At 62.4% G+C, this 24,239-nt stretch carries 22 protein-coding genes; 20 read left to right on the top strand and 2 right to left on the bottom strand.

Translation table 11 applies throughout. From position 1 onward, the window contains the following. Window positions 1-3 precede the first annotated feature (3 nt). From rseP to lpxB, 7 genes are all read left to right on the top strand, one after another. Entirely contained in the window at window positions 4-1,128 is a 1,125-nt protein-coding gene (gene rseP / locus DEM27_RS14920) for an RIP metalloprotease RseP (protein ID WP_109459053.1), read from the top strand. A 201-nt stretch (window positions 1,129-1,329) separates the two neighbouring features. Continuing rightward, complete coding sequence (gene bamA, locus DEM27_RS14915) at window positions 1,330-3,672, top strand: outer membrane protein assembly factor BamA (protein WP_109459052.1); 2,343 nt, start codon at window positions 1,330-1,332, stop codon at window positions 3,670-3,672. A 48-nt stretch (window positions 3,673-3,720) separates the two neighbouring features. Further along, complete coding sequence (lpxD, locus tag DEM27_RS14910) at window positions 3,721-4,782, top strand: UDP-3-O-(3-hydroxymyristoyl)glucosamine N-acyltransferase (RefSeq protein WP_109459051.1); 1,062 nt, start codon at window positions 3,721-3,723, stop codon at window positions 4,780-4,782. Continuing rightward, window positions 4,779-5,243: a 3-hydroxyacyl-ACP dehydratase FabZ gene (gene fabZ, locus DEM27_RS14905; RefSeq protein ID WP_109459050.1), complete on the top strand. Its 465-nt coding sequence runs from the start codon at window positions 4,779-4,781 to the stop codon at window positions 5,241-5,243. Before lpxD ends, fabZ begins: the two co-directional genes overlap by 4 nt. Further along, complete coding sequence (lpxA, locus tag DEM27_RS14900) at window positions 5,240-6,058, top strand: acyl-ACP--UDP-N-acetylglucosamine O-acyltransferase (protein WP_109459049.1); 819 nt, start codon at window positions 5,240-5,242, stop codon at window positions 6,056-6,058. Before fabZ ends, lpxA begins: the two co-directional genes overlap by 4 nt. A gap of 3 nt (window positions 6,059-6,061) precedes the next feature. After that, window positions 6,062-6,937 carry an LpxI family protein gene (locus DEM27_RS14895; RefSeq protein ID WP_109459048.1) on the top strand — a complete coding sequence of 292 codons (876 nt, stop codon included), beginning with the start codon at window positions 6,062-6,064 and terminating at the stop codon, window positions 6,935-6,937. A gap of 106 nt (window positions 6,938-7,043) precedes the next feature. Next, complete coding sequence (gene lpxB, locus DEM27_RS14890; protein ID WP_109459047.1) at window positions 7,044-8,210, top strand: lipid-A-disaccharide synthase; 1,167 nt, start codon at window positions 7,044-7,046, stop codon at window positions 8,208-8,210. Between the two features lie 99 nt (window positions 8,211-8,309). On the opposite strand, the gene gltA is transcribed toward lpxB, so the two are convergent. Continuing rightward, window positions 8,310-9,599 (bottom strand): citrate synthase, encoded by a 1,290-nt coding sequence (gltA, locus tag DEM27_RS14885; RefSeq protein ID WP_109459046.1) that lies wholly within the window; start codon window positions 9,597-9,599, stop codon window positions 8,310-8,312. Between the two features lie 478 nt (window positions 9,600-10,077). Here gltA and DEM27_RS14880 point away from each other — a divergent pair, with 478 nt between their 5' ends. Further along, complete coding sequence (locus DEM27_RS14880; protein ID WP_109459045.1) at window positions 10,078-12,336, top strand: ComEC/Rec2 family competence protein; 2,259 nt, start codon at window positions 10,078-10,080, stop codon at window positions 12,334-12,336. Here DEM27_RS14880 and lexA read toward each other — a convergent pair. Further along, complete coding sequence (gene lexA, locus DEM27_RS14875; RefSeq protein ID WP_109459044.1) at window positions 12,330-13,058, bottom strand: transcriptional repressor LexA; 729 nt, start codon at window positions 13,056-13,058, stop codon at window positions 12,330-12,332. The two genes, DEM27_RS14880 and lexA, sit on opposite strands and share 7 nt — an antisense overlap. Window positions 13,059-13,279: 221 nt before the next feature. Here lexA and DEM27_RS14870 point away from each other — a divergent pair, with 221 nt between their 5' ends. From DEM27_RS14870 to DEM27_RS14815, 12 genes are all read left to right on the top strand, one after another. Then, window positions 13,280-14,176: a VOC family protein gene (locus DEM27_RS14870; RefSeq protein WP_109459043.1), complete on the top strand. Its 897-nt coding sequence runs from the start codon at window positions 13,280-13,282 to the stop codon at window positions 14,174-14,176. After that, on the top strand, window positions 14,173-15,024 hold the full coding sequence (kdsA, locus tag DEM27_RS14865; RefSeq protein WP_109459042.1) for a 3-deoxy-8-phosphooctulonate synthase: 852 nt from the start codon (window positions 14,173-14,175) through the stop codon (window positions 15,022-15,024). Before DEM27_RS14870 ends, kdsA begins: the two co-directional genes overlap by 4 nt. Before the next feature lie 180 nt (window positions 15,025-15,204). Continuing rightward, on the top strand, window positions 15,205-16,479 hold the full coding sequence (gene eno / locus DEM27_RS14860; protein ID WP_109459041.1) for a phosphopyruvate hydratase: 1,275 nt from the start codon (window positions 15,205-15,207) through the stop codon (window positions 16,477-16,479). A 150-nt stretch (window positions 16,480-16,629) separates the two neighbouring features. Continuing rightward, on the top strand, window positions 16,630-16,947 hold the full coding sequence (locus DEM27_RS14855; protein ID WP_109459040.1) for an FtsB family cell division protein: 318 nt from the start codon (window positions 16,630-16,632) through the stop codon (window positions 16,945-16,947). A 151-nt stretch (window positions 16,948-17,098) separates the two neighbouring features. Next, entirely contained in the window at window positions 17,099-18,145 is a 1,047-nt protein-coding gene (gene pdhA, locus DEM27_RS14850; RefSeq protein WP_109459039.1) for a pyruvate dehydrogenase (acetyl-transferring) E1 component subunit alpha, read from the top strand. Window positions 18,146-18,160: 15 nt separating this feature from the next. After that, window positions 18,161-19,549 (top strand): pyruvate dehydrogenase complex E1 component subunit beta, encoded by a 1,389-nt coding sequence (locus DEM27_RS14845; RefSeq protein ID WP_109459038.1) that lies wholly within the window; start codon window positions 18,161-18,163, stop codon window positions 19,547-19,549. Window positions 19,550-19,563: 14 nt separating this feature from the next. Further along, window positions 19,564-20,934 carry a pyruvate dehydrogenase complex dihydrolipoamide acetyltransferase gene (locus tag DEM27_RS14840; protein ID WP_109459037.1) on the top strand — a complete coding sequence of 457 codons (1,371 nt, stop codon included), beginning with the start codon at window positions 19,564-19,566 and terminating at the stop codon, window positions 20,932-20,934. A 23-nt stretch (window positions 20,935-20,957) separates the two neighbouring features. Further along, window positions 20,958-21,599: an SGNH/GDSL hydrolase family protein gene (locus tag DEM27_RS14835; protein WP_109459036.1), complete on the top strand. Its 642-nt coding sequence runs from the start codon at window positions 20,958-20,960 to the stop codon at window positions 21,597-21,599. Between the two features lie 2 nt (window positions 21,600-21,601). Then, window positions 21,602-22,177, top strand: coding sequence for a GNAT family N-acetyltransferase (locus DEM27_RS14830; RefSeq protein WP_109459035.1), 576 nt, complete (start codon window positions 21,602-21,604; stop codon window positions 22,175-22,177). Window positions 22,178-22,195: 18 nt separating this feature from the next. After that, window positions 22,196-23,641, top strand: a complete 1,446-nt coding sequence (gene lpdA, locus DEM27_RS14825; protein WP_109459034.1) for a dihydrolipoyl dehydrogenase — start codon at window positions 22,196-22,198, stop codon at window positions 23,639-23,641. 60 nt (window positions 23,642-23,701) lie between these two features. Further along, window positions 23,702-23,956: a GlsB/YeaQ/YmgE family stress response membrane protein gene (locus DEM27_RS14820; protein ID WP_109459033.1), complete on the top strand. Its 255-nt coding sequence runs from the start codon at window positions 23,702-23,704 to the stop codon at window positions 23,954-23,956. A gap of 10 nt (window positions 23,957-23,966) precedes the next feature. Next, window positions 23,967-24,215, top strand: a complete 249-nt coding sequence (locus tag DEM27_RS14815; protein WP_109459032.1) for a GlsB/YeaQ/YmgE family stress response membrane protein — start codon at window positions 23,967-23,969, stop codon at window positions 24,213-24,215. Window positions 24,216-24,239: the final 24 nt, after the last annotated feature.

The following is a 24,239-nucleotide window of genomic DNA, read 5'->3' as shown; positions in this document are numbered from 1 at the left end:
TTGATGACGGGATTTTTTGCGTTCCTGATCGGCTACATCGTGCCGTTCATCCTCGTTCTGTCGCTTCTCGTCTTCGTGCATGAGATGGGGCACTACCTCGTCGGACGCTGGTCCGGCATCGGCGTGGTTGCCTTTTCCGTCGGTTTCGGCCCGGAACTCGTCGGCTTTACCGATTCCCACGGCACCCGCTGGAAGATTTCGGCGATTCCTCTCGGTGGTTACGTCAAGTTTTTCGGAGACGAGGACGCATCGAGCAAGCCGGACCTGCAACGGCTGGCGATGATGAGCGACGTGGATCGTGCGCGCGCATTCCCGGCCGCAAAACTCTGGAAGCGGGCGGCGACGGTGGCTGCCGGCCCGATCGCCAATTTCCTGCTCGCCATCGCAATCTTTGCCGTTCTCTTCAGTGTTTACGGTAAGCAGGTCGCCGATCCGGTCGTCGCCGAGGTCAAGGAAAACAGCGCCGCGGCGGAAGCCGGCGTACAGCCCGGCGATCTCCTCGTGGCCATCGACGGTTCGCATGTCACCACCTTCGACGACGTGCGCCGTTATGTCGGCGTTCGGCCGGAAACCCCGATCGTCGTCACCGTGGAGCGTGCCGGCACGCAGCTCGACCTGCCGATGACGCCGAAGCGCACCGAGATCACCGATCAGTTCGGCAACAAGATCGAGCTTGGAATCATCGGCATCGTCACCAACCAGGAGACGGGTAATTTTCGCACCCAGACCTTCACGCCGCTGCAGGCGGTGGGGGAGGGTGCGGTTCAGAGCTGGCATATCGTCACCGGCACGTTCGATTATCTCGGCAATCTCCTGACCGGGCGCATGAATGCCGACCAGCTTGGCGGGCCGATCCGCGTGGCGCAAGCTTCCGGCCAGATGGCGACGATAGGTTTTTCCGCGGTCCTTCAGCTGGCGGCTGTGCTGTCGGTTTCTATTGGACTGTTGAATTTGATGCCGGTTCCGGTACTTGATGGCGGCCATCTGATGTTTTATGCGGTAGAAGCCGTGAGGGGAAAACCGGTCGGTGCGATGGCGCAGGAGATTGCCTTCCGTATCGGCCTGGCCATGGTTCTGACGCTGATGGTCTTCGCCACCTGGAATGATATTAGCAATTTGATTGGTTAATGTCGTTCTGGACAACTATGGGAATTTACTGACTGTTTACGCTGTTTGCAGGCAACAGTGGCGATTGGGCCACGCTTCCAAATGAAGTAAACAGAAATTAACGCCCTCCCTTGCTTGTATGGGAAAAGCGGGTAAAACGACACACGTGGCTGGAGTCGGGTTAAACCGGTGAGGGACAACGGAAAAAGGGTAATAAGTGAAATGAAGGCTGGTTCAAGATTTTTGAACGCAGTATCGGCGGTTGCGCTGTCTGCTGGTATGGTTGCGACGGGTACGGGCGTTCTCACGCTGGCTTCTGCAACGTCTGCCCGCGCCGCTGTCGTTCAGCGTATCGATGTTCGGGGTGCGAGCCGTGTCGGTGCCGACGCCGTTCGTTCCAACCTGACGATCCAGCCGGGCCAAAGTTTCTCGAATGCGGATATCGACGCTTCGGTGAAACAGCTTTACGGCACGGGTTATTTCTCCGACGTCCGCATCAGCGTTTCCGGAGGCACCCTGGTTGTCAACGTTTCCGAAAACCAGCTCATCAACCAGGTGGTTTTCAACGGCAACCGCAAGATCAAGGACGACAAGCTCGCGACGATCGTCCAGACCCGTTCGCAGGGCCCTTACAGCGAAGGCCTGATCGAGGCTGACATCCAGCAGATCAAGAGCGCCTATGCCGGGATCGGCCGCAGCGATATCGACGTCACCACGCAGGTGGTTCCGGTCGGCGAAGGTCGCGTCAACCTCGCTTTCGTGATCAACGAAGGTGAGCGGACGAAGATTTCTGCCATCAATTTCGTCGGCAACCAGGCCTACAGCAACGGTCGCCTGTCGGCTGTCATCAACACCAAGCGCTCGAACTTCCTGTCGTTCTTGACGCGCAAGGACGTTTACAACGAAGACAAGCTGCGCGCCGACGAAGAGGCGCTGCGCCAGTTCTACTTCAATCATGGTTATGCCGATTTCCGCGTCATTTCTTCCGATGCGACGCTGGATGAGCAGACCAATGAATATGTGCTGACCTTCACGGTCGAAGAGGGCGCCCGCTACGATTTCGGTTCGGTCAATGTCGAATCGACCGTTGACGGCGTCAACAGCGAAGACCTGCAGGGCCTGATCGAATCCCGCAGCGGCGATACCTACAATGCACGCGACGTCCAGAAGACGATGGAGGCAATTTCCAAGCGTGTTGCCAATGCCGGTTATCCGTTTGCCCGCGTCACGCCGCGCGGCAACCGCAACTTCGAAAACAACACGATCGGCGTCGATTATCTCGTCGACCAGGGCGAGCGCGCCTATGTCGAGCGTATCGAGATCCGCGGCAACACCCGCACGCGTGACTACGTCATCCGTCGTGAGTTCGATATGAGCGAAGGCGACGCCTTCAACCAGGAAATGGTGACCCGCGCCAAGCGTCGCCTGGATGCGCTGGGTTATTTCTCCGCCGTCAACATCTCGACGGCGCCGGGAAGTTCTTCTGACCGCGTCGTGATCATCGTTGATGTACAGGATCAGCCGACGGGCGCATTCGGCATCGGTGCCGGTTACGCGACGGGTAACGACGGTGGTTTCGTTCTTGAAGCGTCGGTGGAAGAAAAGAACTTCCTCGGCCGTGGCCAGTACATCCGCGTGGCTGCCGGTGGCGGTCAGGACGATGCGCGCAACTACAGCGTTGCCTTCACCGAGCCCTATTTCCTCGGTTACCGCCTCGCTGCCGGTTTCGATATCTTCCGCAACTCCTCGTCGAGCGAAAAGTATTACGACTACGCCGAAACGGGTTTCACGCTGCGCGTGACCGCACCGATCACCGAAGACCTGTCGACGACGCTGCGCTATAACTACAAGCGCTTCGAATATGATGGCGAAGGTGACTGGAACGTCGGCGACAACCTGTCCGCTCCGTATGAAGCGCTGATCAACGGCAGCCCGTGGACCCGCTCGTCGATCTCGCAGACGCTGACCTACAACACGCTCGACGACATGACCCTTCCGCGCGAAGGTTTCTATGCGACGTTGACGCATGAATTCGCAGGTCTTGGCGGCGATTCCGAGTTCTACAAGATCTACGGTAAGGTCCGTTATTACACGACGCTCTCCGACGAAGCCGATGTCATCGGTTCGTTGTCGGTCGGTGGTGGTCACGTTGTGGCGACTGGCGACAACCTGAACATCTTCGACCAGTTCATGCTGGGCGGTCGCGATGTTCGCGGCTTCGACAGCAGCGGTATAGGCCCGCGCATGGCCAATGGCGACCCGCTCGGCGGCACGACCTATTTCACCGCTTCGGCCGAAGCAAGCTTCCCGATGCCGGGTATCCCGCAGGATATCGGCGTTCGCGGCGCCTTCTTCGCAGACGCCGGCACGCTCTACGGCAACAAGGTCAACACGCTCGGCGAAGGTGTCGCCGGTACGGACTCTTCGCTGCGTGCGTCGGTCGGTGCCAGCATCGTCTGGGCTTCGCCCTTCGGTCCGCTGCGCTTCGATTACGCCGTTCCCGTGCTCAAGGAAGACTACGACGAGGAACAGCGCTTCCGGTTTGGCATCTCCAACCAGTTCTGATATCAGCAGTCCAGAACTGCGAACAGAAACGTTCTGGAGCCTCGGCTGATGGAATCGAATGAATTTTTCCCGCCCCGGGAAGGCGTTACGCTTGCTGCGTTGGCCGAATATCTTGGGGCGGAGCTTGCTGACGAAAGCACGGGGAAACGGTTGATCCATGCCGTGGCCCCGGTTTCTCGTGCGCGCGAAGGCGAGCTGTGTTACATATTGTCCCGCAAGAACCGCATTGAGCTGGAGACGTGTTACGCCTCGGCCATCCTGTGCGACAAAGCGTTGCAATCGATCATTCCCGCACACATTCCCGTTCTGTTGTCCTCTCGGCCGCACACGGCATTCGCGATGGCGGGCGCCTTGCTGTATCCGTCCGCGATGCGGCCGCTGGCGACCGTGGCCTCGCAGCCCGATGTTTCTCCGGCCGCTTTTGTCGATCCCTCCGCCCACCTCGAGCCCGGCGTGATCGTCGAGCCGATGGCGGTCATCGGCGCCGATGTCGCGATCGGCACGGGCACACGCATCGGTGCCGGTGCGATCATCGGTGCCGGGGTCAAGATCGGTCGGAACTGTTCGATTGCCGCCGGCGCCAGCATTCTCTGCGCCTATCTCGGCAACGAGGTGATCATTCACAACGGTGCGCGCATCGGCCAGGACGGTTTCGGATATGCGCCGGGACCACGCGGCATGCTGAAGATCGTGCAGATCGGTCGCGTCATCATCCAGGATCACGTCGAGATCGGCGCCAACACCACGGTCGATCGCGGCACCATGGACGATACGGTCATCGGCGAGGGCACGAAGATCGACAACCTTGTCCAGATCGGACACAACGTCCGCATCGGCCGTCATTGCGGCATCGTCAGCCAGGTCGGCATTGCCGGCAGCACCCGCATCGGCGACGGTGTCATGATCGGTGGTGCCTCGGGCATCAACGGTCACATCACCATCGGTAGCGGCGCGCAGATCGCGGCGATGAGCGGCGTCGTCGGCGACGTTCCGGCCGGCGAGCGTTATGGCGGCGTTCCGGCGCGGCCGATGAAAGACTTCCTGCGCGATATCGCCGAAATGACCGCACGCGCCAACAGCCGTTCGAAAAAGACTGGAGACACACAGTGACCGAGGAGAGCAAGGCGTCCCTTTCCAGCGCCGATATTCTTGAAATCATGACCCTTTTGCCGCACCGCTATCCATTCTTGCTGGTGGACAGGATCGTCGAGATCGACGGCGACAATTCGGCGATCGGCATCAAGAACGTAACGGTCAACGAGCCGCACTTCACCGGCCATTTTCCCGGCCAGCCGATCATGCCCGGCGTACTGCTGATCGAGGGCATGGCCCAGACGGCCGGCGCCATCTGTGCCCGCAAGCAGGGCCAGGCCGGCAACCTCGTCTATTTCATGACCATCGACAATGCCCGTTTTCGCAAGCCGGTCGTGCCCGGCGACCGCGTCGAGTTCCATGTGACCAAGCAGAAGCAGCGCGGCAACATCTGGAAGTTCCATTGCGATGCCAAGGTGGATGGAGCCCTCGTCGCCGAAGCGGATATCGGCGCGATGATGCGTAGGGACGCCGAATGAGCAAGATTGCCGCAAGCGCACGCGTTCATCCGCTTGCCGTGGTGGAAGACGGTGCCATCGTCGGCGAGAACGCCGTCATCGGCCCCTTCTGCCATGTCGGCCCGCATGTCACGCTGGGTGACGGCGTCGAACTGCTCAACAATGTCGTCGTCGCCGGCCGCACCACGATCGGCAAGGCAACGCGCATCTTTCCGTTCGCCGCCATCGGCGGCGATCCGCAGAGCGTGCACCACGGCGGCGAAGAGACGACGCTGTCGGTCGGCGAACGCTGCACCATCCGCGAAGGCGTGACGATGAACACCGGCACCTCCGGCGGCGGCGGCAAGACGGTGGTCGGCAACGACAACCTGTTCCTGGCCAATTCGCACGTGGCGCATGATTGCCAGCTTGGCAATCACATCATCCTGTCCAACAATGTCATGCTGGCCGGCCATGTGCATGTTGCTGACCGCGCCATTCTCGGCGGCGGCTGCGCCGTCCACCAGTTCACCCGTATCGGCCGCCAGGCCTTCATCGGTGGCCTCTCCGCCGTCAGCTACGATGTCATTCCCTACGGCATGCTGAACGGCAATCCCGGCATTCTGGGCGGCCTGAACGTCGTGGGCATGTCGCGGGCCGGTATCGAACGGTCGGTCATCCACGTCGTGCGGCGCGCCTACAAGCAGATCTTCGAGGGCGAGGGTTCGGTCCGGGCGAATGCGGCGGCCATCCGCGACGAATATGTCGATTGCGCCGAAGCGATGGAAATTCTCGATTTCATCGCGGTCGAAAGCGACCGTGCCCTGTCTTCGCCCAACAGGGGAAGCAAGGGCTGATCGGTGGCAAGCGACAGCCAAAAGCCGAAGGGGCGCCTGGCCATCATCGCCGGCAGCGGCATGCTGCCGCTGCATGTGGCCGGTGCGGCCCGCCTTGCCGGCGAAGATCCGCTGATCATTTCCATCAGGAATGAATCCGACATCGATTTCGAAGGTTTCGAGCGCGCCCTGATCGGCGTCGGCGACATGAAGGGCCTCGACGCGGCGATGCGCAGCCGCGGCGTCGATCGTGTCGTGCTCTCCGGCGCCATTTCACGCCGGCCGGAATGGCGGGAAATCACGCCGACCTGGAAACATCTGCTCAAGGTGCCCAGGGTCATCCGGACGCTGCTGTCCGGGGGAGACGATACGGTGCTGCAGATGGTCATCGGGCTGATCGAGACCGATGGGCGCCATGTGATCGGCGCGCATGAAATCGCCCCCGACCTCCTGGCGCAGACAGGCCCCTTCGGCCAGCATGCGCCCGGCGAAGACGACATGAAGGATATCGAGAAGGCCGCCAGCGCCGCCATGGCGCTCGGAGCGCTGGATGTCGGCCAGGGCGCCGTCTGCGTCGGTGGCCGGGTCGTGGCGCTCGAAGGTGTCGAGGGCACGGATCGCATGCTGGAAAGAGTGGCTGCCTTGCGGGCAGAGGGGCGGATTTCCGCCCGGCGCAGGGGCGTGCTGGTCAAGCTTTGCAAACCGCAACAGGATGTCCGCGCCGACCTGCCGTCGATCGGTGTGTCCACAGTGGACAATGCCCGCAAGGCCGGTCTCGCCGGTATCGCGGTGGAGGCGGGGCGGGCGTTGGTGCTCGATCGCCAGGCAATGATCGCGGCAGCCGATGCCTCCGGTCTTTTCGTCTGCGGCATTGACCGCGGGATAGAGCATTTCCTGTGAAAAGGGGTTTACAGGAAATGCTCTATCCTTTTGTTTTCGCCGCATTGTCCGACGCCGAAGCGATTGAGCTTCGGTTGGAAATGCTCTAACCGACGGATGATGTGAGATGGTCTTGAAGGTGGCCGTAATTGCAGGGGAAGTGTCCGGCGATCTCCTCGGCGGCGATCTGCTGGCCGCGCTGAAAAAGCTGACACCGGAAGAGATCGAGATCGTCGGCGTCGGCGGCGAGGCGATGGAAGCGCAGGGGCTTGAGTCGCTCTTTGATTTTTCCGAATTGTCGATCATGGGGCTGACCCAGGTGCTGGCACGTTTGCCGAGCCTGATCCGTCGCATCGGCGAGACGGCGGAGGCCATCGTCGAAGCAAAACCCGACGTGCTGATCATCATCGACAGCCCCGATTTTACCCATCGCGTCGCCAGGAAGGTTCGACGGGCCTTGCCCGACCTTCCTGTGGTCAACTATGTCTGCCCGAGCGTCTGGGCGTGGAAGGAATACCGGGCAACCAAGATGCTCGCTTATGTCGACCATGTGCTGGCCCTGCTGCCGTTCGAGCCGGCGGTGATGGAACGGCTGGGCGGCCCGGCGACGAGTTTTGTCGGGCACCGCCTGACCGCCGATCCGGATCTCCTGCGTGTGCGCCAGGCAAGGGCGGCGCGTGCGGTTCCGTCTGCCGGCGATGGCCGCACCGTCCTGCTGCTGCCGGGATCGCGCGGCGGCGAGATCCGCAGCCTTTTGCCGGTGTTCAAGCAGACCATCGAACTTCTGGCGGAGCGCAACAGCGACCTGCATTTCCTGTTACCCACCGTGCCGCACCAGGAACGGCTCGTTCGCGAATTGACGGTGGAATGGGCGGTGCAGCCGGAGATCCTCGTCGGGGCGGCGGATAAATGGCGGGCCTTTGCCGTCGCCGATGCTGCCCTGGCGGCCTCCGGCACGGTGGTGCTCGAACTCGCCCTTGCCGGCGTCCCGGTCGTGTCCGTCTACAAGCTGGACTGGCTGATGCGGTTGATGACGCGGCGGATTACGACCTGGAGTGCGGCGCTGCCCAATCTTGTCGCCGATTATCCGGTCGTGCCGGAATATGTCGACCACACCATCCGCCATGGCCGGCTGGCGCGCTGGATCGAACGTCTCTCGACGCAGACCCCGGAACGGCAGGCGATGAGCCAGGGTTTCGAGCGCGTCTGGAACCGCCTGCACACCGCCCGCTCGCCGGGCGAAGAGAGCGCACGCATCGTGTTGCGGCTCCTGGAGGAAAAAGGGCGGGCTTGAGCGCTCTCGTCGTGCTTCCAGAACGACGTCATCCCATGAAAAAACCCTCGAAATTGCTTTCGAGGGTTTTGTCTGTCTGGGATCGGCTTTAAGCAGAGATCAGCGCTTGGAAACCGGGATGTAGTCGCGCTTCGGCTCGCCGATGTAGAGCTGGCGTGGACGGCCGATGCGCTGCTGCGGATCCTCGATCATTTCGTTCCACTGGGCGATCCAGCCGACGGTGCGCGCAAGCGCGAACAGTACGGTGAACATGGTAGTGGGGAAGCCCAGCGCCTTCAGCGTGATGCCGGAGTAGAAGTCGATGTTCGGGTAAAGCTTCTTCTCGACGAAGTAGCTGTCCGTCAGGGCAATCCGTTCCAGTTCCATGGCGACTTCGAGCAGCGGGTCGTCCTTGATGCCGAGTTCGCCGAGCACTTCATGCGTCGTCTTCTGCATGATCTTGGCGCGCGGGTCGTAGTTCTTGTAGACGCGGTGACCAAAGCCCATCAGGCGGAACGGGTCGTTCTTGTCCTTGGCGCGGGCGATGTACTCCGGAATGCGGTCGACGGTGCCGATTTCGGTGAGCATGTTCAGCGCCGCTTCGTTGGCGCCGCCATGTGCCGGGCCCCAGAGGCAGGCGATGCCGGCCGCGATGCAGGCGAAGGGGTTGGCGCCGGAGGAGCCGGCAAGGCGAACGGTCGAGGTCGAGGCGTTCTGCTCGTGATCGGCGTGCAGGATGAAGATGCGGTCCATGGCGCGCGCCAGAACCGGGTTCACCACATAGTCTTCGCACGGCACGGCAAAGCACATGCGCAGGAAGTTCGATGCGTAGTCGAGGTCGTTCTTCGGGTAAACGAAGGGCTGGCCGATATGGTACTTGTAGGCCATGGCGGCAAGCGTCGGCATCTTGGCGATCATGCGCAGCGAGGCGACCATGCGCTGATGCGGATCGGTGATGTCGGTGGAATCGTGATAGAAGGCGGAGAGAGCGCCGACGCAGCCGCACATGACGGCCATCGGATGCGCATCGCGGCGGAAACCGGTGAAGAAGCGCGACATCTGCTCGTGCACCATGGTGTGGTGCGTGACGCGATGATCGAAGTCCTTCTTCTGGGCCGCGGTCGGCAGGTCACCGTAAAGCAACAGGTAGCAGGCTTCCAGGAAGTCGCCATGTTCCGCAAGCTGTTCGATGGGATAGCCGCGGTGAAGCAGGATGCCTTCGTCGCCGTCGATATAGGTGATCTTCGATTCACAGGACGCGGTCGAGGTGAAGCCTGGGTCGTAGGTGAACGAGCCGGTGTTCTTGTACAGCGCACCGATGTCGAGAACGCTCGGCCCGATGGTTCCGGTCTTGACCGGTAGTTCCACCGACTTTTCCCCGAGCGTCAATGCAGCGTTTTTATCCGTCATGCTGGTCCTCCGAACTGGCGGTGTGGCGCCTCAAAAGCGTCACATGTTTTAACGTCCATCACTGTAGCTATATGATACGGAAGTTAATGCCAAGCTATCCGATAGGCATTTTGTGCGCCGCATGATCAACTTTTGGGCGCTGCAATATCGGCTTTTTTTCAACGCGGTTCAGGGGCCGGAAAACCCCGCTCGCGAAGCGATAAATCCAGATGGAAGGCCTATCACATGGGTTGCAAAACCCTATCTTCGGTTGCATGATGATTGCCACCGAAACACCAGTTCTGACTGTTCCATGCCACGCACCGATGACGAAGACGGTGATTCCCTGAGGAAGGAACGGCTTTACGAGCCGATGGCGGAATCTGCGGATTTTCCGTTGGTTTTCAGGAGTAACCAGGAGGTATCGCTTCCGCTAAAACGGACTCGGGCATCGCCTGCCTCTTTCGGCATGTCGTGCTGGCGGGGCCGATGCAGCGCCATGGTGGCGGAGGAAGAGCGGCATGGGCGGGCGTTCTTCTTCGCTGCCGTGTGCCTGGGGACGGGGGCCGTCATCTGGTTTTCGCTGCCCGTGGATCCGCCCGTTCAGGCGGTCGGCGCCGGTTTTGCCGTTTTTCTCGTTGCGGCGTGGCGCTGTCGTTTTTCAGAGGGTCTGGCGCGTTATGGCACAGCGGCCGCCGCATTGCTGCTTGCCGGCATGTTGCTGGCGCAATGGGAGACGTGGCGGCGCTCGACGATCGTGCTCGACAGCCCTGTGACGACCATGATCAGCGGCGTCATCGAACGGCGCGAAGCGAGCGGCGCGGGGCATTGGCGCTACATCGTCCGGCTGACGACGACCGCGGAGCCGACGCTCAAGCGCCCGCCGGATCGGGTGTCGCTGCTGGCCCGCAGCCGGCATGAGCCGATCGCCATCGGTGCCGGCATCGGCGGACGGGTGCGGATTTCGCCGCCGTCGGGGCCGGCGCTTCCCGGCCTCAACGATTTCACCTTTTCCGCCTATTACGACGGCATCGGCGCCGTCGGCTATTTTTATGGGGCACCGCAACCCGCACATGTTGCCGAAGGCGGCGAGGGCGGTCTCCTGCAACGCCTGGAGCGGGCGCTCTACGCCGCCAGAAGTGCTATTGGCGATCGCATCCGCAGCATCGTTCCGGGAGATGCCGGCGCCTTCGCCGCCGCCATCGTCACCGACGAGCGGCGGGCGATATCCGGAGAAACGACGGAGGCGCTGCGCCTGTCGGGACTGGCGCATATCATCGCCATCTCGGGTTTGAACATGGCGCTTGCCGCCGGCATCTTTTTTGTCGGCGTGCGGGCCGCGCTCAGCGTCTTCACCGGTTTTGCGCAGGCCTATCCGGTGAAGAAGATTGCCGCCTTCGGGGCGTTGGTGACGGCGTTCGCCTATTACCTCATATCCGGTTTTGCCGTTTCGGCCGAGCGGGCCTTCCTGATGATGGCCATCATGCTGATTGCGGTGTTTTTCGACCGCCCCTCGATCAGCCTGCGCAATGTCGCGCTATCGGCCATCGTCATCATCGCCATTTCGCCCTCGGAAGTGATGGGAGCGAGTTTCCAGATGTCCTTTGCGGCGACGCTGGCGCTGGTGGCGGGATATGCGCTGTGGAAGGAGCGGCCGGCGAGCGAGCAGACCCTGGCAATCCCCGGCCTGCGCGCGGCCGTCTGGGTGTTTCGTTTCTTCGGCGGCATTTTCTTCACCTCGCTGATCGGTGGCCTCGCGACAGCGATCTTTTCGATCGAGCATTTTCACAAGCTTGCGACCTATGGCCTGGCTGCCAATCTTGCCGCCATGCCGGTCATCTCCTTCATCGTGATGCCGGCCGGCCTGATCGGCATGTTGCTGATGCCTTTCGGACTCGACGCCGTACCGCTCCGGATCATGGGGGCGGGCCTGGAACTGGTGATCGCCATCGCCCGGATGGTTGCGGGCTGGGGCGGGGAGTTGGCCTTCGGTCGCCTGCATCCAGCCTTCTTTCCCGTGTCGGTCGCCGGCTTCCTGGTGATGACCCTGCTGCAGACCCGCCTTCGCCATCTCGGCGGCATCCTGATCGTGGCCGGCATTCTTTTTGCTGTTCTCGGCGATCGCCAGGGCACGGCAAATCTGCTTGTCGCCGAGGATGGACGCCTTGCGGCTGTCCGCCTCGACGGCCAATGGAGCGTCAATCGCGAGCGGCCGCCCGACTTTATTTTCGCCCAGTGGCAACGTGCCCTTGCTCTCGGCGAGCCGAGGCGACCGCAACAGCTCGAAACCACCGCAAAACCGGCGGAAAAGCATGAAAAAAGAAAACGTCTGACGACCGAGGAGGTGAAACAGGCGAACGCGGCCATGGGCAAGGCGCTGGCGGAAAGCGAGGAGGGACGTTTTGCCTGCGCGGCCAAGCTTTGGTGCGTCCTGCGGCTCGGCGCGCGCAGGATTGCCCTGATCGAAGATCCTGCCTATGCCGGCGCCGCATGCGATGCGGCAACGCTTGTCATCGTCCCGGCGCGGCTGCGTTTCGATGCCTGCCGCTCCGGTGCCCTGCTGATCACCTCCACGACGCTACGGCGCACCGGCGCGCTGGAAATCAACCTGCCGGAAAATCCGGCCGAAAACCCCATCCTTGCACCGGCCTTCAAAAATGCCGAACGCCCCTGGATGCGCCATCGCAGCTACGATTGGCGCAGCGGCGAATTCGACACGGCATTGCCGACGCCGGTCGCCGCATTGATCGCTCAGTGATAGCGGCGGATGAGGCCGACCAGCTTTCCCTGCACCTTGACACGGTCGGAGGAAAAGATGCGAGTTTCGTAAGCCGGGTTGGCCGCTTCGAGCGCAATCGAGGCGCCCTTGCGGCGAAAGCGCTTCAGCGTCGCCTCCTCGTCGTCCACCAGCGCGACGACGATATCGCCGGGCGTGGCGCTGTTGACGTTGCGGATGATCACCGTGTCGCCGTCGAGAATGCCGGCCTCGATCATCGAGTCGCCCTTGACCTCAAGCGCATAATGCTGGCCGGAACTGATCATTTCCGCCGGAACGACGATTTCATGCGTGTTGTTCTGGATCGCCGAGATCGGCACGCCGGCGGCGATGCGGCCCATCACCGGCACGGAAACGGAGTGAGGATTGCTGTCGGCCGTCGTTTTGGCCGGCTTGGAAGGGGCTGCCGCAACCGGCTGCGGCTTGCCGAGGCTGCCTTCGATGACGCTCGGGGAAAAGCCGCGCCGCGGCTGCGGGGCAGGGGAATAGGCCTCCGGCAGCTTGATGACTTCGAGCGCCCGCGCCCGGTTCGGCAGGCGGCGGATGAAACCGCGTTCTTCCAGGGCGGTGATCAGGCGGTGGATGCCCGATTTCGATGCCAGTTCAAGCGCATCCTTCATCTCGTCGAAGGACGGCGGCACGCCCGATTCCTTCATGCGTTCATGGATGAAAAGCAGAAGTTCCTGTTGCTTGCGTGTCAGCATCGTTTTCATCCCCAGAATCGCGAAACAAATCCAGAACAGACACTATCTGTTCGGGATGTGTTCCGCAAGACCCCAATTTTGATGGATAAGTTCGCATTTTCACCCCCTTGCGCAAGGAAAAAGCCCGTGCGGGCAATGTCGGGCGGCTGTTCGCGAGCGCTTGCAATCCGGGTTCAAAAAGAGCAAAGCAGCATCCACGCATTTAATGGAGGATCGTCTTGATGTCAGCTTCGGCATCCGGCCCGCGGGCGGTGGATCATCTTGTCTTGCCGACCGCCGGCCTCGACCTCGCCCGACAGCGCCTCACTGAACTTGGCTTTACCGTCGCAAGTGACGCCCGCCATCCGTTCGGCACCGAAAACGCCTGCGTCTATCTCGCCGACAAGACCTATCTGGAGCCGCTTGCCGTTGCCGATGCCGGCGAGTGCGCGGCCGCGGCGAAGGCTGGCAATATGTTCGTGGCGCGCGATCAGGCCTTTCGCTTCCGGCGCGGCGCGGAAGGGTTTTCCGGCATTGCGCTCGCGAGCAATGATGCCGAGGAAGACGACCGGGCTTTTCGCGAGGCCGGCCTGTCCGGCGGGCCGATGCTGACCTTTTCGCGGCCGGTGAAGATGCCGGACGGCGCGAGCCTGACCGCTTCTTTCCTGCTGGCCTTTGCCGCCGATTTGCGTTCGCCGGATTTCACCTTTTTCACCTGCGAGCGCAAGAACCCGCTGCCTGCCGACCGCTCGGCGCTGGAGGCGCATCGAAACGGGGCGTCAGGCCTTTCGGAACTGCTGTTTTCCGAGCCGGGTCCGGCTGATTTCCGAGACTTCCTGACCTCTATCGTCTCCGGAAAACCGGTCGATGGCGGGGAGGGTGCGCTCTCCGTCGAAGCCGCCAATGTGCGTCTGACCGTCCTCGACCCCGAGGCCATGGAGGAGTGCCTCGGCTTGCGGACATCGACCCATTCGCGTGGGCTGCGCGGGCAGGCCGTCGTTTTCCGGACTCGTGACCTCGATGCGGCGCATCGGGTTCTGAGCGCCAGTGCTGTTGCATTCACCGCCAGGCACAACAGGTTGATCGTACCGCCGGCTCCGGGCCAGGGCGCCGTTTTCGTATTTGAGGACATGTCATGACTGCAGTAACCACCAATTCCAGCGTCGTCGTCGGTGAAGGCAACGGCAAGGTCACCTTCTCCAACAGCGCACGGCTGTCGCTGATCGCCGGTCCCTGCCAGATGGAAAGCCGCGACCACGCCTTCATGGTGGCCGGACGGCTGACGGAAATCTGCAGGACGCTCGGCCTCGGCCTCGTCTACAAATCCTCCTTCGACAAGGCGAACCGCACCTCTCTTTCCGCCGAGCGCGGTATCGGCCTGGAAAAGGCGCTGGACGTGTTTGCCGACCTGAAACGCGAATACGGCTTTCCGGTCATCACCGACGTCCACACCGAAGAGCATTGCGCCCTGGTGGCCCCGGTGGTCGACGTGCTGCAGATCCCGGCCTTCCTGTCGCGGCAGACGGATCTCCTGGTGGCGGCGGCGAAGACCGGCCGCGCCGTCAACGTCAAGAAGGGCCAGTTCCTGGCGCCCTGGGACATGAAGAACGTCCTCAACAAGCTGAACGCCAGCGGCAACGCCAATATCCTGCTGTGCGAGCGTGGCGCGTCCTTCGGCTACAACACCCTGGTGTCCGATATGCGCTCGCTGCCGATCATGGCAGCGATGGGCGCGCCGGTGGTGTTCGACGCAACACATTCGGTGCAGCAGCCGGGCGGGCAGGGCGGCTCGTCGGGCGGGCAGCGCGAGTTCGTCGAGACGCTGGCGCGGGCGGCGGTCGCCGTCGGTGTCGCCGGCGTATTCATCGAGACGCATGAAGATCCCGACAACGCGCCCTCGGACGGGCCGAACATGATCAAGCTCGACGACCTGCCGCGGCTTCTCGAAACGCTGCTGGCCTTCGATGCGGTATCGAAATCGGCCTGACGGCGCCATCCGCCAAAGGAAGAGGCCGCGCCGTACCTCGCGTTCAAAGGACTGACATGAAGGTGCAGTAGGCATTTTCGACAGGCTACCCGGTGGCGCAACCGCAGCATTGTAATTTGCGTCACATCGTCTAAGACAGCATTTCAAACGATTTTATCACCCACCAGGCAGGAAAAAACCATGACGGCAATTACCGATATCGTCGCTCGCGAAATCCTCGACAGCCGTGGCAACCCCACGGTCGAAGTCGACGTTCATCTCGAAGATGGCAGCATGGGCCGTGCGGCCGTGCCGTCGGGCGCGTCCACGGGTGCGCATGAAGCGGTCGAGCTGCGCGACGGCGGCAAGCGCTACCATGGCAAGGGTGTCGAAAAGGCGGTCGATGCGGTCAACACCGAGGTCTTCGATGCCATCGGCGGCCTCGATGCCGAAAACCAGATCCAGATCGACAAGCTGATGATCGAGCTCGACGGCACGCCGAACAAGTCGCGCCTCGGCGCCAACGCCATCCTCGGCGTGTCGCTTGCCATCGCCAAGGCCGCCGCCCAGTCGTCCGGCCTGCCGCTCTATCGGTATGTCGGCGGCCCGAATGCCCATGTCCTGCCGGTGCCGATGATGAACATCATCAATGGCGGCGCGCATGCCGACAACCCGATCGATTTTCAGGAATTCATGATCATGCCGGTCGGCGCCGAGACGCTGGCCGATGCCGTGCGCATGGGTTCGGAAGTCTTCCACGTCCTCAAGAAGGAACTGTCGGCACAGGGCCACAACACCAATGTCGGCGACGAAGGCGGTTTCGCTCCGGGCCTGAAGAGCGCCCCCGATGCCCTCGACTTCATCATGAAGTCGATCGAGAAGGCCGGCTACACGCCGGGCGACGACATGATGCTGGCGCTCGACTGCGCCTCGACGGAATTTTTCAAGGACGGCAAGTACGTGCTGGAAGGCGAAGGCCGTACGCTCGAATCGGGCGCGATGGCGGAATACCTCGCCGAACTCGCCGGCAAGTACCCGATCATCTCCATAGAGGACGGCATGGCCGAGGACGATTGGGAAGGCTGGAAGACGCTGACCGACCTGATCGGCAAGTCCTGCCAGCTCGTCGGCGACGACCTGTTCGTCACCAACTCGGCGCGCCTGCGCGACGGCATCAAGATGGGCGTCGCCAACTCGATCCTCGTGAAGGTCAACCAGATCGGCTCGCTGTCGGAAACGCTCGACGCCGTCGAAACCGCCCACAAGGCGGGCTACACCGCCGTCATGTCGCACCGCTCCGGCGAGACCGAGGATTCGACCATCGCCGATCTTTCGGTCGCCACCAACTGCGGCCAGATCAAGACCGGCTCTCTGTCGCGCTCCGACCGCCTGGCCAAGTACAACCAGCTGATCCGCATCGAGGAAGGTCTTGGCCCGCAGGCCGTCTACGCCGGCCGCTCGATCCTGCGCGGCTGATAGCCATCAGCTCAATTTTCGCCTGCACTGGACCCGCAGCGTCGCCGCTGCGGGTTTTTCTTTTCCTGGTCGCAAACACGGTCAACGGACGGTTAATCTCTCTGCGGTAATTTTCCGCATAGTGTACTGCGTATCCAGAGCTTCGCATAAATGTGGACAAAACATCATAAGAAACGGAAGTTCGGCCGCCTGATCCTGCCTGCGATCGCCGTCGCTTTCGTGTCCTACTTCAGCTATCATTCCGTTCATGGTGATTTCGGCCTGATCGCCACGGAGGCGTTCGAGCGCAAGCGTGTCGAGCTTGATGGCGAACTGAAGAAGCTGACAGCCGCGCGTGAGTCGCTCGAGCGGCAGGTTTCCCTGATGAGTGACGGCTCTCTCGAGAAGGACATTCTCGACGAGAAAGCCCGCTATGCGCTGAATGTGTCGCGCAGCGACGAAATCGTCATTTTCAACACGGAATACTAATTAACCGAACTTAGGTTAATGTGAAATAATTATTTAGATTCATGTATTTACCAAGAATGCTAGCCATGCATTTCTGGCATTGCTGTGACGTGCAAACTTGCCTATGGTGTGTGCACGCTTGAAACGCAATCGAAACATCAGGGAGGGATGAATGGCGCCGCGAAAATCCGCGTCCGTATCCGGCCGCAAGACGACGGCAAAGCCTGCCAAGAAAGATTTCACGGGTGGCACGATTGCGGAATTCGACCGCGATCAGGAACTTGGTGCCTATCGTGAGATGTTGCTCATCCGCCGTTTCGAGGAAAAGGCCGGCCAGCTCTATGGCATGGGCTTCATCGGCGGCTTCTGTCACCTCTACATCGGTCAGGAAGCTGTCGTCGTCGGCATGCAGATGGCGCTGAAGGAAGGCGACCAGGTCATCACCGGTTACCGCGACCACGGCCACATGCTGGCCACCGGCATGACTGCGCGCGGTGTCATGGCCGAGCTCACCGGGCGCCGGGGCGGTTATTCCCGGGGCAAGGGTGGCTCCATGCACATGTTCTCCAAGGAGAAGAATTTTTACGGCGGCCACGGCATCGTCGGCGCCCAGGTGTCGCTCGGCACCGGTCTTGCCTTTGCCAACAGGTATCGTGGCAATGACAACGTCTCGCTCGCCTATTTCGGCGACGGCGCGGCCAACCAGGGCCAGGTTTACGAGAGCTTCAACATGGCGGCGCTGTGGAAGCTGCCCTGCATCTACATCATCGAGAACAACCGCTACGCCATGGGCACTTCGGTCGCCCGCGCTTCGGCAGGCGTCGATTTCTCGCAGCGCGGCTCGGCAATCGGCATCCCCGGTTTCCAGGTCGATGGCATGGATGTCCGCGCCGTGAAGGCAGCGGGTGACGAGGCGGTGGAGCATTGCCGTTCCGGCAAGGGTCCGATCATCCTCGAAATGCAAACCTACCGCTACCGCGGCCACTCGATGTCCGACCCGGCGAAATATCGCTCCAAGGACGAAGTCCAGAAGATGCGCTCCGAGCACGATCCGATCGAGCAGGTGCGTGCCCGTCTGATCGAGAAGGGCTGGGCCAGCGAGGACGATCTGAAGGCGATCGACAAGGATGTCCGCGACATCGTTGCCGACAGTGCCGATTTTGCCCAGTCCGATCCGGAGCCGGATGTATCCGAGCTCTACACCGACATTCTCATCTGATCGGGAGGCAAGACCATGCCCATCGAAATTCTGATGCCCGCGCTCTCCCCGACGATGGAAGAGGGCACGCTGTCCAAATGGCTCAAGAAGGAAGGCGACAAGGTGTCTTCCGGTGACGTGATCGCCGAGATCGAGACCGACAAGGCGACCATGGAAGTGGAAGCCGTCGACGAAGGCGTGATCGGCAAGCTGCTGATCGCTGCCGGCACCGAGGCCGTCAAGGTCAATACTGCGATTGCCGTGCTTTTGCAGGACGGCGAAAGCGCCGACGATATCGGCTCCGCCAAGCCGGCGCCGAAGGCGGAAGAGGCTGCACCTGCCGCGGCCAACGCCGAAGAGCCTGCCAAGCAGGCGGCTGCTCCGGTTCCGGCCGCGCCGAAGAGCGAAACGCCTGCCGATCCGGCCATCCCGGCCGGTACGGAAATGGTGACGATGACGGTGCGTGAAGCGCTGCGCGACGCCATGGCAGAAGAAATGCGCGCCAACGACGACGTCTTCGTCATGGGCGAAGAAGTCGCCGAATACCAGGGTGCCTACAAGATCACCCAAGGGTTGCTGCAGGAATTCGGTGCGCGCCGCGTCGTCGACACGCCGATCACCGAGCATGGTTTTGCCGGCGTCGGCGTCGGTGCGGCCATGGCCGGGCTGCGCCCGATCGTCGAGTTCATGACCTTCAACTTCGCCATGCAGGCGATCGACCAGATCATCAACTCCGCCGCCAAGACGCTTTATATGTCGGGTGGCCAGATGGGCGCCCCGATCGTCTTCCGCGGACCGAACGGTGCGGCTGCCCGCGTCGCCGCCCAACACAGCCAGGATTATGCTGCCTGGTACAGCCACATTCCGGGCCTCAAGGTCGTCATGCCCTACACGGCAGCCGACGCCAAGGGCCTCTTGAAGGCGGCTATCCGCGATCCGAACCCGGTCATCTTCCTCGAAAACGAAATCCTCTACGGTCACAGCTTCGAAGTGCCGAAGCTTGACGATTTCGTCCTGCCGATCGGCAAGGCACGCATCCACAAGATTGGCAAGGACGCCACCATCGTCTCCTTCGGCATCGGCATGACCTATGCGGTCAAGGCTGCCGACGAGCTGGCCAAGCTCGGCATCGACGTCGAAATCATCGACCTGCGCACCATCCGTCCGATGGACCTGCCGACGGTGATCGAATCGGTGAAGAAGACCGGCCGCCTCGTCACCGTCGAGGAAGGTTATCCGCAGTCGTCGGTCGGCACGGAAATCGCCACGCGCGTCATGCAGCAGGCCTTCGACTACCTCGATGCGCCGATCCTGACGATCGCCGGCAAGGACGTGCCGATGCCTTACGCCGCCAACCTCGAAAAGCTGGCGCTGCCGAATGTCGGTGAAGTCGTCGAGGCGGTGAAGACCGTCTGCTACAAATAAGGGAGGGTTTTTCGATGCCGATCAACATCACGATGCCGGCCCTCTCGCCGACGATGGAAGAGGGCAACCTGTCCAAGTGGCTGGTGAAGGAAGGCGACACGGTCAAGTCAGGCGATGTCATCGCCGAGATCGAGACCGACAAGGCGACGATGGAAGTGGAAGCGGTCGATGAAGGCGTGGTTGCCAAGCTCGTCGTCCCGGCCGGCACGGAAAACGTCAAGGTCAACGCACTGATCGCCATCCTCGCCGCTGACGGCGAGGATGTGAAGGCCGCCGCAAGCGGTGCGGCATCGTCTGCTCCGGCTGCTGCTGCCAAGGCTGAAGAACCGGCCGTTGCCAAGAGCGAACCGGTTGTCCAGGCGGCACCGGCCGCCGCGCCTGCACCCGTTGCGGCCCCTGCCGCATCGGCTTCTTCCGGTGCGTCGCGGACGTTCTCTTCGCCACTTGCTCGCCGTCTGGCTAAGGAAGCCGGCATCGACCTGTCGGCGGTTGCCGGTTCCGGCCCGCATGGCCGCGTCGTCAAGAGCGATATCGAAAAGGCGGTTTCCGGCGATGGCGCCAAGGCAGCCGCTCCGGCGCAATCGACGCCGACCATGGCCTCGGCAACGCAGGTTGCGGCATCGGCCCCGGCAGTTGCACCGAAGGGTGCCTCCGACGATGCCGTGCTGAAACTGTTCGAGCAGGGCTCCTACGAGCTCGTGCCGCATGACGGCATGCGCAAGACCATCGCCAAACGCCTGGTCGAATCGAAGCAGACGATTCCGCATTTCTACGTCACCGTGGATTGCGAGCTCGACAAGCTTCTGGCGCTGCGTGCCCAGCTGAACGACGCCGCGCCCCGCAAGGACAGCGCGCCGGCCTACAAGCTGTCGGTCAACGACATGGTCATCAAGGCCATGGCGCTGGCGCTGCGCGACGTGCCGGATGCCAACGTCTCCTGGACGGAGAGCGCCATGGTCAAGCACAAGCATGTCGATGTCGGCGTTGCCGTGTCGATCCCGGGCGGCCTGATCACGCCGATCATCCGCAAGGCGGAGCTGAAGACGCTGTCGGCCATCTCCAACGAGATGCGCGACCTCGGCAAGCGTGCCAAGGAACGCAAGTTGAAGCCCGAGGAATATCAGGGCGGCACCTCGTCGGTCTCGAACATGGGCATGATGGGCGTCAAGCATTTCTCGGCCGTTATCAACCCGCCGCACGCGACCATCCTGGCCGTCGGCGCCGGCGAACAGCGGGCCGTGGTCAAGGACGGCGCGCTGGCGATTGCCACCGTCATGAGCGTGACGCTCTCGACCGACCATCGCTGCGTCGATGGTGCGCTCGGCGCGGAACTGCTGCAGGCGTTCAAGGGCTACATCGAGAACCCGATGGGTATGCTCGTCTGAGCATTTGAACGGAGGCGTGCGGGATGAAAACCGTTCTGTGCTACGGCGACTCCTTGACCTGGGGGTATGATGCGGCCACGCTTGGCCGCCATGCCTACGAGGATCGCTGGCCGAGCGTGCTTGCCAAGGCGCTCGGCCCTTCCGTCACGGTGATTGCGGAAGGCTTGAACGGCCGCACCACCGCCTATGACGACCATCTCGCCGATTGCGACCGCAATGGCGCGCGCATCCTGCCGACGATCCTGCACAGCCACGATCCCATCGATCTGGTGATCATCCTGCTCGGCGCCAACGACATGAAGCCGGTGCTCTGCGGCACGGCCTTCGGCGCGGCCCAGGGCGTGCAGCGGCTGGTGGAACTGGTGCGCCATCACGCCTGGTCCTTCGACGGCAGCGAACAGCCGGAAATCCTCATCGTCTCGCCGCCGCCGATCTGCGAAACGGCGAATGCCGCCTTTGCGGCGATGTTTGCCGGCGGTGTCGAGGAGTCCGCGCATCTCGCGACGCTCTACCGCGATCTTGCCGACGAGCTCGGCTGCGGTTTCTTCGATGCCGGATCGGTAGCCGCAACGACGCCGCTCGACGGCGTGCACCTCGATGCGGAAAACACCCGCGCCATCGGCCGGGGGCTGGAGCCGATCGTGCGCGTCATGCTGGGATTGTGATCATGCCCGTCGTGCTCCGTCCGGCGGAGCGGCGGGATGCGGCGGAACTGGCGGTGCTGATCGACATCGCCTCGCACAGTTTCGCCACCTGGCTCTGGTATGGCGGCGTGTTGCGCGGTGAAAGCGAGACGGCGATGGAGCACGGCCGCGCCCGCATGCGCGACGACCGGCAGCAGGGCGGCTGGCGGGATGCGGTGATCGCCGAAATCGGCGGCGACGTCGCCGGCCTGGCGGTCGGCTACCGGCTGGACGAGACGGTTGCGACGGCGCCGTCCGACCATCCGGCGCTGGAGCCGCTGCTGGTCCTGCAGCGGCCGCTTGCCGGGCACTGGTTCGTGGACAGCCTGGCCGTCTACCGCCGCCATCGGCGATACGGCATCGGGCGGCAGTTGATGGCCGATCAGATCGCCCGCTCCGGCGGCGGCCCGGTCAGCCTGATCACCGAGAGTTACAATGACGCCGCCCAGGCGCTGTACGGGAGCCTGGGATTTGCAGAGGCGGCGCGCTGCGAGGCGATGCCGCTATACGACAACAGCAAGAAGCACGACTGGGTCCTGATGACCCGCAACGCGGCTTGAGACGGAGGCAGAAACACCATGGCTGAGAACTACGACGTCATCATCATCGGCTCCGGCCCGGGCGGATACATCGCGGCGATCCGGGCCGCGCAGCTCGGCATGAAGGTGGCCGTGGTCGAACGCGAGCATCTGGCCGGCATCTGCTCCAACTGGGGCTGCATCCCGACTAAGGCGCTCTTGCGCTCCGCGGACGTGCTGCACAGCGCCCAGCACGCCAAGAATTACGGCCTGACGCTGGAAGGCACGATCAAGCCGGACCTGAAGGCCATCGTCGCCCGTTCGCGCGGCATCGCCGAGCGCATGAACGGCGGCGTCGGCTTCCTGTTCAAGAAGAACAAGGTCGATATCATCTGGGGCGAGGCGAAGATCACCAAGCCGGGCGAAATCGTCGTCGGCAAGACGACCAAGCCCATCCAGCAACCGCAGGCGCCGCTGCCGAAGAACGCCAAGGGCGAGGGCACCTACACTGCCAAGCACATCGTCATCGCCACCGGCGCCCGCCCGCGGGCGCTGCCGGGCATGGAGCCGGACGGTAAGCTGATCTGGACCTATTTCGAGGCGATGAAGCCGGAAGAGATGCCGAAGTCGTTGCTGGTCGTCGGCTCCGGCGCCATCGGTATCGAATTCGCCTCCTTCTACCGCACCATGGGCGTCGACGTGACCGTCGTCGAGGTGATGAGCCAGGTGATGCCGGTGGAAGATGCCGAGATTTCGGCGCTCGCCAAGAAGCAGTTCGATAAGCAAGGCATGAAGATCTTGCTCGACGCCAAGGTCGTCAAGGTGGAGAAGGGGCCGAATTCCGTCACCGCCACCGTGGAGAAGAAGGACGGCGCGAAGGAAACCATCACCGCCGACCGGATGATCTCCGCCGTCGGCGTGCAGGCCAATGTCGAAAACATCGGCCTCGAGGCCGTCGGCGTCAAGACCGACCGCGGCTTCATCGCCAGCGACGGTTACGGCAAGACCAACGTGCCGGGCATCTACGCGATCGGCGACGTCGCCGGCCCGCCGATGCTCGCCCACAAGGCCGAGCACGAGGCGGTGATCTGCATCGAGAAGATCGCCGGCCTGCCGAACGTCCATCCGATGGACAAGGCGAAGATCCCGGGCTGCACCTACTGCAACCCGCAGGTCGCCTCCGTTGGCCTGACCGAGGCCAAGGCGAAGGCCGAGGGCCGCGACATTCGCGTCGGCCGCTTCCCCTTCGTCGCCAACGGCAAGGCGATCGCGCTCGGCGAGGACCAGGGCCTGGTCAAGACGATCTTCGACAAGAAGACCGGCGAATTGCTCGGCGCCCATATGGTCGGCGCCGAGGTGACCGAACTCATCCAGGGTTTTGTCGTCGCCATGAACCTGGAAACGACGGAAGAGGAACTGATGCACACCATCTTCCCGCATCCGACGATTTCCGAGACGATGAAGGAAAGCGTGCTCGACGCCTACGGCCGGGCGCTGAATGCTTGATTTTATTCCACTCCGCTCTCTATCTGAGGGTGGAAAAACGGAAAGGAAATCGTCATGTCAATGTCTGTCGGAGCGCAAGCCTGGATCGTCTTCCTGCTGATCGGTCTGGTGGCGGGGTTTCTCGCCAGTCTGGTGGTCGGCGGCGGCGGATTGATCCGCTGCCTGTTGAGTGGTGTCATCGGCGCCTTTGTCGGCGGCTTTCTGTTTCAGGCGCTGGGGATTTCGCTCGGAATAGAAAATGCCTTGGTGGTGCAGATCATTCATGCCACTGTCGGGGCCATCGTCGTGGTGTTGATCGCAAGAGTGATTGCGTGAGGGAGCGGAAATGGAAGGCGTCGGCTGGATAGCGGCAATCATCATCGGCGGGCTGGCAGGCTGGCTTGCCGGCAAGCTCTTGGACGTGCGATACGGCGTGCTTCTCAATATCCTGCTCGGCATCGTCGGCTCCGTCGTGGCGACGGCGATCCTGGCGCAGTTTCATATCGAGGTCGCCGGCGGCAGGCTCGGCTACTTCATCACCGGATTTATCGGGGCGTGCCTGCTGATAGTCCTGGTGAAGCTCGTTCGCCGGTAAAGCAGGGCGGTTCACGACCGGCTC

This window comes from Rhizobium album (assembly GCF_003122325.1).
GTDB classification, from domain to species: domain Bacteria; phylum Pseudomonadota; class Alphaproteobacteria; order Rhizobiales; family Rhizobiaceae; genus Metarhizobium; species Metarhizobium album.
The sequence above is the reverse complement of the archived record's forward strand: the minus strand, read 5'-3'. Positions and strand labels throughout refer to the sequence as shown.